Here is a 15,017-nt window from a genome sequence, read left to right as displayed (position 1 = left end):
CTCGCAAGTCAGAAGTTAAACGCAGCCCCCCTGTGGGAGCGAGCTTGCTCGCGATAGCAGTAGGTCAGTCACAGCTATATTGACTGAACTGGCGCTATCGCGAGCAAGCTCGCTCCCACAGGGGGTTGGTGTTGTGATTAAAGGATATTGGAATAATCCGCCTCGATCCGGTCCAGGCTCAGATGGTTCAGGAAGTTGGAGAAACACATCCAGGCCGACAGCGCGTTCATGTCGCGGAACTGCTCGGGCAGGTATTTGGGCGGCACGACCAGGCCTTCATCCACCAGTTGCCGCAGGGTACGCATGTCCTCGAGGGTGGTCTTGCCGCAGAACAACAGCGGTACCTGTTCCAGCTTGCCCTTGCGCACGGCCAACTGAATGTAGTTGTAAACCATGATGAAGCCCTTGAGGTAGGACAAGTCTTTGGTGAATGGCAGACCGGTCGGCACCGAGCCACGGAAAACCCGACTGGCATTGCCGTAGCTTTCGGCCATTTCAAAACCCTGCTCGCGGAAGAACTCGAATATCTGCAGGAAATCGGCCCCCTCCTCCACCATATGAATGGCCCGGGTACGGTTGGTGAGTTTGCGCAGGCGACTCGGATAGGAAGCGAAGGTGATGATTTCCATCAGGATCGCCAGGCCTTCCTGGGTCACGGTGGACGACGGTGGCCCCTTGGACAGGAAGGTGCAGATCGGCTGGTTCAGGCCGTTGAGGGTGGTGCCGACGTGCACCAGCCCTTCGTGGACCTCCAGGGCCCGCACGTCACGCTCGTTGAACATCGCATCGGTGCGGATCTTGATGTAGTCGGCGCCCGCCGCGGCATCGGCCACGATCCCGTCGGACTCAAACACCCGGATGGTTTCCTCGGCTTCGCCGAATACCCGGTTGAGGCGATGTTGCAGCAGGCTGACGGCGTCCTTGGCGGTGAGGATCTTCGGTTCGTCCTTCAAATCGCCACGGCCATCGATGTTGTTCAGATAGTCGGACAACATCAGGCCCAAGTCGGCCAAAGTCGGGTCGCCGGCGTGAAAAGCGTCAGAGGCAGCGCCGTACAGCTCCTGGGAGATCAGCCCGAAATCCTCGGTGCCGCGTGCTTCGAGCATGCGCACCACCATGCGGTATTCCTTGCACATGCGGCGCATGATCTGGCCAACCGGGTTGAACTGCCCGAGTTGGCGGGTGATGTCGCGCTCGATGTTCTGGAACTCCAGCTTCACCTTGCTGGAGTCGAAGGACAGCGGCCGGTTGAGATAATAATCGCGGTCCACGGCGGGCATTTCCTTGCCCTTGGCCTTGAGAAATCCCTTGCGGATGCTGTCATCCCATTTCACCGCGTCGAGAATGCGAATCGGCGTTTGCGCCAGCACAATGCGATCGGACAAGGTGCGTATCGTCTGCTGGTAATCGTCCACCCGGAACTCCTGTGAAAAAACGTCCGCTTGTTGCAATTATTGGGATTTGTCCAGCCGCTGGTAGCGCACGGCCTCCGAGAACACATCGGAATTGGCCGGGTCATCGAGGTAACTGAAGACTTTGCTCATGTCGCTGTCCACCAGTACGCCATCACCCTCCTCGCTCTGGTTCGGCTGGCCGCTGAGGATCTTCTGGCCGATGGCCTGGTTGACCTGTTCCAGGTCCAGGTTGTAGACCACCAGCTCTTGCTTGTCGGTCAACTCGAAACCGGCGATCACATAATGCCCGCCAAACCGGGCCGGCACCTTGGCCGACAGGTACCAGCGGCTGCCATGGCGGGAAACGGTCAGCGGGATAGCTTCGCGCTCCTGGGGCCTGGCCCTGAAATAACTGATGGCCTGGTAGCGGTGCTTGCCGATTTCGGTCAGTTCCAGGTTCAACGGCTCGCCCCAGGCGTTGGTACTGGTCCAGTGCCCGAGCAGGCCCTTCGGTGCGGCATCGCTATCGGGCAATGGTGCCTTGAACGATACCAGACAGCCACTGAGCAGCAGCAACGACACGGCCATTACAACGGCACGCCAGGCTTTCATTTGAACTCCCTATGGTAGGCGGCGCCTTGTCCTTGATCGTTCCCACGCTCTGCGTGGGAATGCAGCCATGGACGCTCCGCGTCCACTGTGACGCAGAGCGTCACGGGATTCATTCCCGCGCATAGCGTGGGAACGATCAGTTCGGGGTTACACCGACGCCAGTACCAGGTGCATGTAGCGGGTCAGGATGCCGAGCATTTCTTCTGCCGCTACCGGCTCGGCGCCATTGAGCAAGCCCTGATATTCCATCCGTCCGATAATCGCCGTCAACACTTTGGCATCCTGTTGCGGTTCGCGCGAGCCCAATACCTGGAAAAACTGACAGGTACCGTGCAACAGGATCTGCTGGTGGGAACGCACCAACTCCGCCAGGCGCGGGTTGAGCAGCGCCTCTTGGCGGAACGCCTGTTCGGCCATCAGGTACTCGCGACGACTGTCCAGTTGATGCTGCACGTAATCGGCGGTCAGCCGGGCAATGTCGTCGGCCAGTTGCGAACGGGATTCGGCGCTGCCGTCCCCGTAGGCAACCATTTCCCGCAGCAGGCCTTCATTGTTGGTCCACAGTTTGGCCATGAACGCCGCGCTGCGTTCCACGTACTGGGCGAAGGTATCGGTGAGCAGGTCATCGATGTCCTTGAAGTAGTAGGTGGTAGCCGACAGCGGCACACCCGCCTCGGCGGCCACGGCGCGGTGGCGCACTGCCCGCACGCCATCGCGCACGACAATGCGCATGGCCGCATCGAGAATCTCCTGGCGGCGCTGTTCACTGCCCTGTCGGCTGGCCTTGCGACCCTGGTACTGAACACTTTCAGCGACAGCAGTGGCGACGCCCGCTGCACCTTCTGGAGCCATTGCACGATTCACGACAGGTCTTTCCTCGCTATTTCGAAAGTAACCAATTGATACGTTTGTACCAGACAGGCAATAAAAAGCCGCCCTTCCAGGCGGCTTTTTATTTGAAACACTTACGCTTGAGGCCGCATGTGCGGGAAGAGGATCACATCCCGGATCGACGGTGAGTTGGTCAGCAACATCACCAGGCGATCGATGCCGATACCTTCGCCAGCGGTCGGCGGCATGCCGTATTCAAGGGCACGCACGAAGTCGGCATCGTAGTGCATGGCTTCATCATCACCAGCGTCCTTGTCGGCTACCTGGGCCATGAAACGCTCGGCCTGATCTTCGGCATCGTTGAGCTCGGAGTAGGCGTTGGCGATCTCGCGGCCACCGATGAACAGCTCAAAACGGTCGGTAACGCTTGGGTTCTCGTCATTACGACGGGCCAGCGGCGAGACTTCGAACGGGTACTGGGTGATGAAGTGCGGTTGTTCCAGCTTGTGCTCCACCAGCTCTTCGAAAATCATCACTTGCAGCTTGCCCAGGCCTTCGAAGCCGAGCACCTTGGCACCGGCTTTCTTGGCGATGGCACGGGCCTTGTCGATGTCGTTCAGATCATCGGCGGTCAGTTCAGGGTTGTACTTGAGGATCGAATCGAACACCGACAGGCGCACGAACGGCTCGCCAAAGTGGAACACCTTGTCGCCGTACGGCACGTCGGTGCTGCCCAGGATCAACTGCGCCAGCTCGCGGAACAGTTCCTCGGTCAGGTCCATGTTGTCTTCGTAGTCGGCGTAGGCCTGGTAGAACTCGAGCATGGTGAACTCGGGGTTGTGCCGGGTCGAAACACCTTCGTTACGGAAGTTGCGGTTGATCTCGAAGACCTTCTCGAACCCACCGACAACAAGCCGCTTGAGGTACAGCTCCGGGGCGATACGCAGGAACATTTCCATGTCCAGGGCGTTGTGGTGGGTCTCGAACGGCTTGGCCGCCGCACCGCCGGGAATGGTCTGCAGCATCGGCGTCTCGACTTCCAGGAAGTCACGCTTCATCAGGAAGCTGCGGATGTGGGCGATGACTTGCGAGCGCACGCGGAACGTCTGGCGCACGTCTTCGTTGACGATCAGGTCGACGTAGCGCTGGCGATAGCGCTGCTCGGTGTCGGTCAGGCCGTGGTGCTTGTCCGGCAGCGGGCGCAGGGACTTGGTCAGCAGGCGCACGCTGGTCATTTCGACGTACAGGTCGCCCTTGCCGGAACGGGCCAGGGTGCCTTCGGCGGCGATGATGTCACCCAGGTCCCAGGTCTTGACGGCGGCCAGGGTTTCTTCCGGCAGGGTCTTGCGGTTGACGTAGACCTGGATGCGCCCGGTCATGTCCTGGATCACCATGAACGAACCACGGTCGAGCATGATGCGACCAGCTACCTTGACGGGAATCGCCGCCTCGGCCAGCTCTTCCTTGGTCTTGTCCGCGTACTTCTTCTGCAAGACGTCGCAGTACGCGTCGCGGCGGAAGTCGTTGGGGAAGGCCTGGCCCTTGGCGCGCTCGGCAGCAAGCTTTTCCTTGCGCAGGGCGATCAGGGAGTTTTCTTCCTGTTGCAGGGCTTGCGGGTCGAGTTCTAGGTCGCTCATGTCTTTAATGATTCCATCACAGGTTCGTTGCCCCCGGCCCCGGGGCCGGAGTTTGCGCACAAACCGCGCGCCTTAGAGCAAGCGTGCTTGTGCGCCGCATGGGTGTCGCGTTACAGCCCTTGTTTGAGGCTCGCCACCAGGTATTCGTCGATGTCACCGTCGAGCACCTTGTCGCAGTCGCTGCGTTCGATGCTGGTGCGCAGGTCTTTGATCCGCGAGGCGTCGAGTACGTACGAACGAATCTGGTGACCCCAACCGATATCGGATTTGGTGTCTTCCAACGCCTGGGACGCTGCGTTGCGCTTCTGCACTTCCTGCTCATACAAGCGGGCCCGCAACATTTTCATCGCGGTGTCTTTGTTGGCGTGCTGGGAGCGCTCGTTCTGGCAGCTGACCACGGTGTTGGTCGGTACGTGGGTAATCCGTACGGCCGAGTCGGTGGTGTTAACGTGCTGACCACCGGCCCCGGAGGAACGGTAGGTGTCGATGCGCAAGTCCGCCGGATTGATGTCGATTTCGATGTTGTCATCGATTTCCGGCGAAACGAACACCGCCGAGAACGACGTGTGGCGACGGTTGCCGGAATCGAACGGGCTCTTGCGCACCAGACGGTGCACGCCAATCTCGGTACGCAGCCAGCCAAAGGCGTATTCGCCCTTGATGTGCACGGTGGCGCCCTTGATCCCGGCGACCTCACCGGCCGACAGTTCCATGATGGTCGCGTCGAAACCGCGTTTGTCGGCCCAGCGCAGGTACATGCGCAGCAGGATGTTGGCCCAGTCCTGGGCCTCGGTGCCACCGGAACCGGCCTGGATGTCCAGGTAGGCGTTGTTCATGTCCATCTCGCCGCTGAACATGCGGCGGAATTCGAGTTTGGCCAAAGCCTCCTCGAGACGTGTCAGCTCGGCGACCACATCGCCGACCGCGCCTTCATCGTTTTCTTCGACGGCCATGTCCAACAGGTCGCGGCAGTCGGCCAGACCGCTGGACATTTCGTCCAGGGTCTCGACGATCTGCGCCAGCGCAGCGCGCTCGCGGCCCAGTTCCTGGGCATAGGACGGGTTGTTCCAGACATTCGGATCTTCAAGCTCGCGATTGACTTCGGTCAGACGCTCATGCTTTTGATCGTAGTCAAAGATACCCCCGAATAGTTTCGGAGCGCTCGGACAGGTCCTTGATGGTGTTAAGGATCGGGTTGATTTCCATGGCGGGCAGCACTCGTTGGCGAACTTTTGAAAGCCGGCGAGTATAACGTAATCAAACGCCAGCGGCAGCCCGCCTGGCGGCTTTAGGGGCAATGAGGTTCAAGACCGAGCCAAATACACAACCCTGTGGCGAGGGGACTTATCCCGCGGGGCTGCGAAGCAGCCCTCAAACCCGACAACCCGGTGTATCAGGCCAATTGAGTTGACTGCATTGGGGCTGCTGCACAGCCCCGCGGGGATAAATCCCCTCGCCACAGATACATTCCTTTGCCACAAATAGCTCTTCGCCCGGCAGGAGGTCTATTCGAAGCCCACCCGATTACGCCCATTGTGCTTGGCCATGTACAACCCCTTGTCCGCCGCCGAAATCAGCTGCCGGCAATCGCTACCCTGCTGGGGGGTGAGGGTCGAGACGCCGACGCTGACGGTCAGGTTTGCATCGTCATCGGGAGTGGTATGCGGGATTTTCAGGGCGACGACGCTCTGGCGCAGCTTTTCGGCCATCAGCCGGGCGCCGCCAGGCGAGGTGCTGGGCAAGACCAGAGCGAACTCCTCACCACCGTAGCGGGCCGGCAGGTCGGACGGACGACTGCAGGCATCACGAATCGCGGTGGCAACCTTGCGCAGGGCCTCGTCGCCCTCCAGGTGACCGAAATTGTCGTTGTAGGCCTTGAAGTAATCCACGTCGATCATCAACAGCGACAGTTGGGTCTGGTCGCGCATCGCCCTGCGCCACTCCAGCTCCAGGTACTCATCGAAATGCCGGCGATTCGACAGCCCGGTCAGCCCGTCGGAATTCATCAGCCGTTGCAGCACCAGGTTGGTATCGAGCAACTGCTGCTGGCTGACTCGCAGCGCGCGGTAGGCCGCGTCGCGCTGCAACAGCATCATGTAGGAGCGCGAGTGATAACGGATGCGCGCCACCAATTCGATGTTGTCCGGCAATTTGACCAGGTAGTCATTGGCGCCAGCGGCAAACGCGGCGCTCTTGATCAGCGGGTCTTCCTTGGTGGACAGGACAATGATCGGAATGTCGCGGGTGGCCGGATTGTTGCGATATTCGCGCACCAGGTTCAGGCCGTCGAGGCCGGGCATCACCAGATCCTGGAGAATCACCGTTGGCTTGATGCGAACGGCGTGAGCGATGGCCTGGTGAGGATCGGAGCAGAAGTGGAAGTCGATGTTGTCTTCATTCGACAGCCCGCGCCGCACCGCCTCGCCAATCATCGCCTGGTCGTCGACGAGCAGGACCATGGCGGCATTCTCATCACTCTTGAAATCGTCGAGCTGTAAATCATTCATGACGGCTTACCTGAGTAAGGCTTGGGGCAAAAGCGCGAGGGTTCATCATTGGCTAAAAATCTCCACCAGCCGTGGTGCAATTTTGTCCAGCGCAAGAATCTGCGCGGCCGCATCGATGGCCGCCGCCGCTTTGGGCATGCCATACACGGCGCTACTGCGCTGGTCCTGGGCGATCGTCACATAGCCCTGCTGACGCATGAGTTTAAGCCCTTGTGCACCGTCGCGGCCCATTCCGGTGAGCAAAACGCCCACCGCATCACCGCTCCAGAACTGGGCGACACTCTCGAAAAACACATCGATGGAGGGCCGATATATCTCGTTGACCGGCTCCGCGGTGTAGGCCAGGGTGCCGTCCTTCAATAAACGTAGATGGTGGTTGGTCCCGGCCAACAACACCGTGCCGCTTTGCGGCGTCTCGCCGTGCAGCGCCAGGCGGACCTTGTGCCCCGATGCACTGCTCAGCCACTCGGCCATGCCGGCGGCAAAGACTTCGTCTACATGCTGGACCAGCACGATGGCCGGGGCAAAGTCCCGGGGCAGCGCCTTGAGCAACAACTCCAGCGCCGCTGGCCCGCCAGCCGACGAGCCGATGGCCACCAGGCTTTTGCGCGATACCGAGGAACGCTGGGCCGCCGGGGCGGAGCGCTCACGATTGCCGCGTTCGCCGATCAGCCAACCGATATTGGTGATCTTGCGCAACAACGGCGCCGCCGCGTCCGCGGGATTACCCACGCCCAGGGCCGGCGTATCGACCACATCCAGCGCACCATGCCCCATCGCTTCGAACACCCGGTGGACGTTCTGCTGGCTGTCACCGGTGACGATCACAATGGCGCATGGGGTTTGGGCCATGATGCGGCGGGTGGCCTCCACGCCATCCATGATCGGCATGAACAAGTCCATCAGGATCAGGTCCGGGGTGTATTCGGCGCAGCGCTGCACCGCCTCGGCCCCGTTGGCGGCCACCCAGACCAGTTGATGCGCCGGCTCGAACGCCAGTGCGCGGCGCAAGGCTTCGACCGCCAGGGGCATGTCATTGACGATGGCGATCTTCAAGCGCGGGCTCCTCCGATCAATTCGACCACGGCATCGAGCAAGGCGTCATCGTGGAAACTCGCCTTGGCCAAATAATAGTCGGCTCCTGCGTCCAAACCACGGCGGCGGTCTTCTTCGCGGTCCTTGTAGGACACCACCATCACCGGCAGCGATTGCAACCGATTGTCCCGCCGCAACAGCGACACCAGTTCGATGCCGTCCATGCGCGGCATGTCGATGTCAGTAATCAGCAGGTCGAAGTCTTCCGAACGCAAGGCGTTCCAGCCGTCCATCCCGTCCACCGCTACCGCCACATCGTAGCCGCGATTGAGCAACAGCTTGCGTTGCAACTCGCGCACGGTCAGGGAGTCGTCCACCACCAGGACCCGCTTGCGCGCGACCTGGGCCTGGTTCTGCCGGGCAATGCGCTCCAGGCGTCCGGTGTCGAGCAGCTTGTCCACCGAGCGCAGCAAGTCTTCGACATCGACGATCAACACCACCGAGCCGTCGTCCAGCAAAGCCCCGGCGGAAATGTCCTGGACCTTGCCCAGGCGTTCGTCCAGGGGCAGCACTACCAGGGTCCGCTCGCCAATGAAGCGCTCCACCGCCACGCCATAGAACGCCTCGCGTTCGCGAATCACCACCACCTTGAGGGTCTGGCCGCTGTTCTGCGCGGCCGGGCGATTGAGCAACTGGCTGGCGGCAACCAGCCCCACATGCCGGCCTTCATGCCAGAAATGCTGACGGCCTTCGACCTGCACGATGTCCTCCGGCGCCAGGTCGCACATGCGTTCAATGTGGGCCAGGGGAAAGGCATAGGCTTCATCGCCAACTTCCACCACCAGGCTGCGCACCACCGAGAGCGTCAACGGCACCTCGAGGTGAAAACGACTGCCCTCGCCCGCCGTCTGCTCCAGCACCACCGCGCCACGCAACTGCCGGACCATGTGCTGGACGGCGTCCAGGCCAACCCCGCGCCCGGACACTTCAGTGACTGTGTCGCGCAGGCTGAAACCGGGCAGGAACAGGAACGTCAGCAACTCTTCTTCGCTCAAACTGGCGGCGGTCTGCTCCAGGGAAAGCCCGCGCGCGACGATGCTGCGGCGCACCCGCTCCAGGTCCACGCCGGCGCCGTCGTCCGCCAGCTCCAGCACCAGCAGGCCAGCCTGATGGGACGCCCGCAAGCGGATCAGGCCTTCGGCGGGCTTACCGGCCAGCACCCGTTGCTCCGGGGTTTCGATACCATGGTCCACGGCGTTACGCAGCAGATGGGTCAGCGGCGCTTCGAGCTTTTCCAGTACGTCGCGGTCGACCTGGGTTTTCTCGCCTTCAATCTCCAGGCGCACCTGTTTGCCCAGGCTGCGGCCCAAGTCCCGCACCATCCGCGCCTGGCCCGAGAGCACATCGGCAAACGGGCGCATACGACAGGCCAGCGCCGTGTCGTACAACACCTGCGCCCGTTGGCTGGCCTGCCAGGCGAACTCGTCCAGTTCGGCGTGCTTTTGCGCCAGCAATTGCTGGGTTTCAGCCAGCAGGCGCCGGGCATCGCCCAAGGCCTCCTGGGCCTGCAAGCTCAGGGCGTGGTCCTTGAGGTGCAGATTTAACGCTTCCAGGGCGCGCAGGCCGTTGCTCTGCTGGCGCTTGAGCCGCTGCATCGTCGCCAGCCAGGGCTTGAGGCGCTGGGTTTCCACCAGGGATTTGCTCGACAGGTCCAACAGGCTGTTGAGGCGTTCGGCCGTGACCCGCAGGACCCGCTCGCCGCCTTCGGTGACCCGCTTGGTTTTGGGGGCCGGCTCCGTTGCTGCGGTCGGTTCGGGTTCGGGCAACTCGACACGGGCGGGCTCGACAGGTCGTTCGATTGCTGGCGCCACTGCCGCCGGGGCCTGCGCGGCATTGGGGTCGAGCAAACGTCCCATCAGCGCCACGTAGACGTCAACGTCCGAGGCGCCGACGTCGTTGCCTGGCGTAGCGATACGCGTCAGCAGGTCAGTGCCTTGCAGCAAGGCGTCGATGTGTTCGGCGCTCAGAACCAAGCGGCGCTCCTGGGCGCTGACCAGGCAATCTTCCATCACATGGGCCACGCTGACCCCAGCGTCGACCCCGACAATCCGCGCCGCGCCCTTGAGGGAATGGGCCGCACGCATGCACGACTCCAGATGATCGGCCTGGGTCGGATCGCGCTCCAGGGCCAGCAGGCCTGCGCTCAGTACTTGGGTCTGGGCTTCGGCTTCCAGGCTGAACAGCTCCAGCAACGAGGCGTCGCGCATCTGATCGGGGGTCATGACAGGCTCCGGGTCACGGCGGACAGTAGCTGTTCTTCGTCCAGCCAGCGCAGGCTGCGGCCCTTGTACTGCAATACGCCACGGGTGAACTTGCCGGCCGATTGCGACGCACTCGCCAGAATGCGTTCGTCAATGGCATGAATGCCGTCCACCTCATCCACCGGCACCACCACTGGCCCGCCTGGGGCCGCGACTATCAACATGCGCGGCATGATTCGTCCGCCGGCAACCGCTGTCCCGCCGGGCTCCAGGTCCAACAGTTCCACCAGCGACAGACACGCCACCAGCGCGCCGCGCACGTTCGCCACGCCCAACAAGGCCCGCGAACGCTGGTGCGGCAACGAGTGGATCGCTTGCAACGGCGCCACTTCCACCAGGCTGCGAGTGGTCAGGGCCAGCCATTCTTCGCCCAGGCGGAACAGCAACAGCGAGCGCGTGACGACATCGCTGTCTACCGGCACAAGGACCAGGTCCCGGTCGTCGCGGGGCAAGGCATAGCGGTCGAGCAAGCGGGTGGCGGCCGCCGAATACACCGGGCAATTGCGGCAGTGAATATGCTCGGGCAACAGCGCACAGGATTTGTCGCCATGTACCCCGATGCGATTCCAGCAGTCGTCGATGGCCTGGGCATCGTCATGGGTGACGCTGTAGAAAACCGAACCGCTCATTGTTTACGCTCACTGTCCGCCGCGCGCCCGCTGCGGGCGGCGCGTTCCTGCAATCGACGGGCTCCGGCCTCGTCTCCCTGGGAAGCCAGCAGCGCCGCCAGATGCACCAGGGCCTCGGCGTGTTGCGGTTCAAGATAAAGCGCCTTGCGATAATAACCCAGGGCCTCAAGGGCGCTGCCAGCCATGTCGCTGAGCAAACCCAGCCAATAGAACACCTGGGCCGCAGGGGCGTGGCTGCGCAGGTACTGCTCACAGGCTACGCGGGCTTCGGCGCTTTTGCCGCTGTTGGCCAGGGCAGCAATATGGGCCAGCAATGTCGCGGCGTCGCTGCTCTTCGGTTCGGCAATCGGCGTCACGCTGGTGGCAAACGGCCGAGGTCGGGGGGCCGGAGGGACAACCCGATGCGGCTGACGCACCGGCAATGGGGTCGGCAGCAAGACCGGCAACGGTTGTGGCTCGGGCGCGCCTTGGCGGCTGAAAGCGAACGACTGGGCAATACCGATCGAGCGCATGCCCAGGCGCCCGAGCAAACTGCCCTCGGCGGGGCCGATAAACAGCACGCCGTCCTGATGGGTCAGGCGCTTGAGCACCTCGAATACCTGCTGCTGGGTCGGTTGGTCGAAATAGATCAGCAAGTTGCGGCAGAACACAAAATCATAAGGTGCTTCGTTCACCAGCAAGGCCGGATCCAGCAGGTTGCCCACTTGCAAGCGCACCTGTTCGCGCACCCGTTCAGTGAGGCGATAGCCTTCACTGTCGGCGATAAAATGCCGCTCGCGAAAAGCCAGGTCGGCGCCACGAAAGGAGTTTTTGCCGTAGCAAGCGGCCCTGGCCCGCTCCACCGACAGCGGGCTGACGTCCAGCCCATCGACCTTGAATTGATGCGGACCAAGCCCGGCGTCCAGCAGGGCCATGGCAATGGAATAGGGCTCTTCGCCGGTGGAGCACGGCAAGCTGAGGATACGCAGCGCCCGCAGGTGGCGGATCTCGGCCAGACGCTTGACGGCCAGCTTGGCCAGGGTCGCAAAGGATTCGGGATAGCGAAAGAACCACGTCTCGGGGACGATCACCGCCTCGATCAGCGCTTGTTGCTCCTGGGCCGATTGCTGCAGGCATTGCCAATACTCATCGGCGGTTCGCCCCGGTTGGGCGCTGGTACGCTGGCGCAGGGCGCGCTCGATGATGGCGGTGCCGACGGAGGTGACATCCAGGCCGATGCGTTCCTTGAGGAAATCGAAAAAGCGCTGGTCGTTGTTCATGACAGGGCCTCGAGATCATCGAGGTTCAGCGGCGGCGTCGGGAACAAAACGCCGCGGACCGACTCATCAAGCAGGTCATTGACGCGTACCCATTGCAGCAGCCCCTGGGCATCTTCGCGCACCGGGCCGAGGTACGGCGCCTGTCGATTATCCAAGCCATAGGGTCGAAAATCCGCCGGATCGCAGCGCAAGGTGTCCGTAGCCTGCTCCAGGATCAATCCCAGCACCTGCATCGACGACGATATTTCGTGCCGGTAGTGCACCAGTACCAGTCGTGTGCTGGTACGGGCCTCGGCGCTGTGGCCGAAGGTCAGGCTGCATAGGTCGATCACCGGCACCACCGCGCCGCGCCAGGCGAACACCCCCGCCACCCAGGCCGGCGCCCGGGCAATCGGCTTGAGCGGCAGGCGCGGCAGCACTTCCACCACATCGATGGCCTGCAGGGCGTAGCGCTCGTCACCGATGCGAAACACCAGGAACAGCATTTTCCGGGCCGCCGACGCGGCGCCATGTCTGGCCTCGAATTCGCTCATCAGACTTTGAAACGCGAGACGCCACTGCGCAGCCCGACGGCCACCTGGCTCAGTTCGTCGATGGCGGAACTGGCCTGGCGCAGGGACTCCACGGTCTGGCTGCTGGCATCGCCCAGTTGCACCAGGGCGTGGTTGATCTGCTCGGCACCGGTGGCCTGGGCCTGCATACCCTCGTTGACCATCAATACCCGCGGTGCCAGCGCCTGGACCTGATGAATGATCTGCGACAGCTGCTCGCCGATCTGTTGCACCTCGGCCATGCCACGGCGCACTTCTTCGGAGAACTTGTCCATGCCCATCACCCCTGCCGACACCGCAGACTGGATCTCACGCACCATCTGTTCGATGTCATACGTGGCCACGGCCGTCTGGTCGGCCAGGCGCCGCACTTCGGTGGCGACCACGGCGAAACCACGACCGTACTCGCCGGCTTTCTCGGCCTCGATGGCGGCGTTGAGGGACAGCAGGTTGGTCTGGTCGGCCACTTTGACGATGGTGACCACCACTTGGTTGATGTTGCCGGCCTTCTCGTTGAGGATCGCCAACTTGGCGTTCACAAGGTCTGCAGCGCCCATCACCGAATGCATGGTTTCTTCCATGCGCGCCAGGCCTTGCTGCCCAGATCCGGCGGCCACCGAAGCCTGGTCGGCAGCAGTAGAGACTTCAGTCATGGTGCGCACCAGGTCACGGGACGTGGCGGCAATCTCTCGCGACGTCGCACCGATTTCGGTGGTGGTGGCGGCGGTTTCGGTCGCCGTGGCCTGCTGCTGGCGGGAAGTCGCAGCGATCTCGGTCACCGAGGTGGTGACCTGCACCGAAGAGCGCTGGGCCTGGGCGACCAACGATGTCAGCTCGGCCATCATGTCGTTGAAACCGGTTTCCACCGCGCCGAACTCATCCTTGCGCGCCAGGTTCAAGCGTCCACTCAGGTCGCCGCTGCGCATGATCTCGAGGATTTCCACGATGCGGTTCATCGGCGCCATGATCGCGCGCATCAGCAACAGCCCACAGAGTAAGGCGACAATCAATGCGACGAGAAACGACAGCCCCATGGCCACTTTGGCCGCCGTCACAGCATCGCCAATGGTCCCAGTGGCTTGTTCCGCCAGCTCGCGATTGCGCTCGATGATGTGATTCAAGTGCCCCCGACCGTCGAGCCATGCCGGCGTCAGCTCTTTCTCCAGGGCCAGCCGTGCGCCTTCGTAATCCTTGCGCTGATACAGGTCCAGGACCTTTGCCAATGCCTGGTTGAACGCCTGGTGATTGGCTTCGAACTCGTCGAAAGAGGCTTGGTCGGCAGGATTCTGGATCAGCTTTTGATAGTTCTGGATTTCCTCGCGCAGATGTTGCTCGAAGCCCTGGTAGCGGGCCTTGTCCTCGGCCGTGACTTCTCGATGCCCCGAAAGGCCGACGATCTGCTGGGTCAGGACGTAGCTGTCGACCCAGCCGCCGCGAATCATGGAGCTGTAATACACCCCCGGCACCGCATCGGCACGCACCCGCTCTTCACTGTCCTGGATTTTCAACAACCGTGAATACGAGACGATCACCATCAGCAGCATGATGGCGATGATCACCGCAAAACTCGCCAGGATACGTTGGCGCAACGTCCAGTTCTTCACAGTAAAACCTCGGGCACTTGAAAATGCTGGGGAGTATAGCCGAGGGCAGCGTTGCGTCTGTATGGCGCTGTGGGGTGATTTTGGCGAGGCCGAAGTTCACCGTTTTCTCAAAATGAGCAATGCCCCCTTGTGGGAGCGAGCCTGCTCGCGATAGCGGTGCATCAGCCAACGATGCTGTGACTGACCGGGCGCCATCGCGAGCAAGCTCGCTCCCACAGGAAAATGCGTTGGATACAGGACTGTCAAACGACACAAAACCATTGCGGGAGCGAGCCTGCTCGCGATAGCGGTGCATCAGCCAACGATGCTGTGACTGACCGGGCGCCATCGCGAGCAAGCTCGCTCCCACGGGAAAATGCGTTGGATACAGGACTGTCAAACGACACAAAACCATTGCGGGAGCGAGCTTGCTCGCGATAGCGGTGCATCAGCCAACGATGCTGTGACTGACCGGGCGCCATCGCGAGCAAGCTCGCTCCCACGGGAAAATGCGTTGGATACAGGACTGTCAAACGACACAAAACCATTGCGGGAGCGAGCTTGCTCGCGATAGCGGTGCATCAGCCAACGATGCTGTGACTGACCGGACGCCATCGCGAGCAGGCTCGCTCCCACGGGAAAATGCGTTGGATACAGG

Annotated in this window: 12 protein-coding genes; all 12 read right to left on the bottom strand. The window is 62.0% G+C overall.

The features are described from left to right. Positions 1–137: 137 nt before the first annotated feature. Positions 138–1,415 (bottom strand): flavohemoglobin expression-modulating QEGLA motif protein, encoded by a 1,278-nt coding sequence (locus tag J9870_RS05460; RefSeq protein ID WP_109753678.1) that lies wholly within the window; start codon positions 1,413–1,415, stop codon positions 138–140. 36 nt (positions 1,416–1,451) lie between these two features. After that, positions 1,452–2,006, bottom strand: coding sequence for a hypothetical protein (locus J9870_RS05455; protein ID WP_210643020.1), 555 nt, complete (start codon positions 2,004–2,006; stop codon positions 1,452–1,454). 147 nt (positions 2,007–2,153) lie between these two features. Beyond that, the gene (locus J9870_RS05450; protein ID WP_210643019.1) at positions 2,154–2,870 is read right to left on the bottom strand and encodes a TetR family transcriptional regulator; all 717 of its coding nucleotides are present in this window, start codon (positions 2,868–2,870) and stop codon (positions 2,154–2,156) included. A 101-nt stretch (positions 2,871–2,971) separates the two neighbouring features. After that, on the bottom strand, positions 2,972–4,474 hold the full coding sequence (gene lysS, locus J9870_RS05445; protein ID WP_210643018.1) for a lysine--tRNA ligase: 1,503 nt from the start codon (positions 4,472–4,474) through the stop codon (positions 2,972–2,974). A 110-nt stretch (positions 4,475–4,584) separates the two neighbouring features. Continuing rightward, positions 4,585–5,680 (bottom strand): peptide chain release factor 2 gene (prfB, locus tag J9870_RS05440; RefSeq protein ID WP_210643017.1). Its coding sequence is split into 2 segments (ribosomal slippage): positions 4,585–5,607 and positions 5,609–5,680, totalling 1,095 coding nucleotides; the frame shifts between segments, so codons are not numbered across the junction. A gap of 299 nt (positions 5,681–5,979) precedes the next feature. After that, complete coding sequence (locus J9870_RS05435) at positions 5,980–6,981, bottom strand: diguanylate cyclase (RefSeq protein ID WP_210643016.1); 1,002 nt, start codon at positions 6,979–6,981, stop codon at positions 5,980–5,982. 45 nt (positions 6,982–7,026) lie between these two features. Then, positions 7,027–8,037: a chemotaxis response regulator protein-glutamate methylesterase gene (locus J9870_RS05430; protein ID WP_210643015.1), complete on the bottom strand. Its 1,011-nt coding sequence runs from the start codon at positions 8,035–8,037 to the stop codon at positions 7,027–7,029. After that, positions 8,034–10,298, bottom strand: a complete 2,265-nt coding sequence (locus J9870_RS05425; protein WP_210643014.1) for a hybrid sensor histidine kinase/response regulator — start codon at positions 10,296–10,298, stop codon at positions 8,034–8,036. The genes J9870_RS05430 and J9870_RS05425 overlap by 4 nt, the downstream gene beginning before the upstream one ends. Beyond that, a complete protein-coding gene (locus J9870_RS05420; protein WP_210643013.1) occupies positions 10,295–10,966 on the bottom strand; it encodes a chemotaxis protein CheW in 672 nt (223 codons plus the stop codon). The genes J9870_RS05425 and J9870_RS05420 overlap by 4 nt, the downstream gene beginning before the upstream one ends. Then, positions 10,963–12,225: a protein-glutamate O-methyltransferase CheR gene (locus tag J9870_RS05415; RefSeq protein ID WP_210643012.1), complete on the bottom strand. Its 1,263-nt coding sequence runs from the start codon at positions 12,223–12,225 to the stop codon at positions 10,963–10,965. Before J9870_RS05415 ends, J9870_RS05420 begins: the two co-directional genes overlap by 4 nt. Then, complete coding sequence (locus J9870_RS05410; RefSeq protein WP_210643011.1) at positions 12,222–12,758, bottom strand: chemotaxis protein CheW; 537 nt, start codon at positions 12,756–12,758, stop codon at positions 12,222–12,224. The genes J9870_RS05415 and J9870_RS05410 overlap by 4 nt, the downstream gene beginning before the upstream one ends. After that, positions 12,758–14,380 carry a methyl-accepting chemotaxis protein gene (locus J9870_RS05405; protein WP_210643010.1) on the bottom strand — a complete coding sequence of 541 codons (1,623 nt, stop codon included), beginning with the start codon at positions 14,378–14,380 and terminating at the stop codon, positions 12,758–12,760. The genes J9870_RS05410 and J9870_RS05405 overlap by 1 nt, the downstream gene beginning before the upstream one ends. Between the last annotated feature and the right edge of the window lie 637 nt (positions 14,381–15,017).

The sequence above is a fragment of the Pseudomonas sp. Tri1 genome, assembly GCF_017968885.1.
In the GTDB taxonomy this organism is placed as follows: Bacteria; Pseudomonadota; Gammaproteobacteria; order Pseudomonadales; family Pseudomonadaceae; genus Aquipseudomonas.
Note: the sequence above shows the minus strand (reverse complement) of the source record. Positions and strands in the feature narration are given on the sequence as shown.

Bases quoted from the DNA above. Each gene is read 5' to 3' on its own strand.
- J9870_RS05415 (WP_210643012.1), bottom strand. From the start codon at position 12,225: ATGAACAACGACCAGCGCTTTTTCGATTTCCTCAAGGAACGCATCGGC.
- J9870_RS05425 (WP_210643014.1), bottom strand. From the start codon at position 10,298: ATGACCCCCGATCAGATGCGCGACGCCTCGTTGCTGGAGCTGTTCAGC.
- J9870_RS05435 (WP_210643016.1), bottom strand. From the start codon at position 6,981: ATGAATGATTTACAGCTCGACGATTTCAAGAGTGATGAGAATGCCGCC.
- J9870_RS05420 (WP_210643013.1), bottom strand. From the start codon at position 10,966: ATGAGCGGTTCGGTTTTCTACAGCGTCACCCATGACGATGCCCAGGCC.
- lysS (WP_210643018.1), bottom strand. From the start codon at position 4,474: ATGAGCGACCTAGAACTCGACCCGCAAGCCCTGCAACAGGAAGAAAAC.
- J9870_RS05410 (WP_210643011.1), bottom strand. From the start codon at position 12,758: ATGAGCGAATTCGAGGCCAGACATGGCGCCGCGTCGGCGGCCCGGAAA.
- J9870_RS05455 (WP_210643020.1), bottom strand. From the start codon at position 2,006: ATGAAAGCCTGGCGTGCCGTTGTAATGGCCGTGTCGTTGCTGCTGCTC.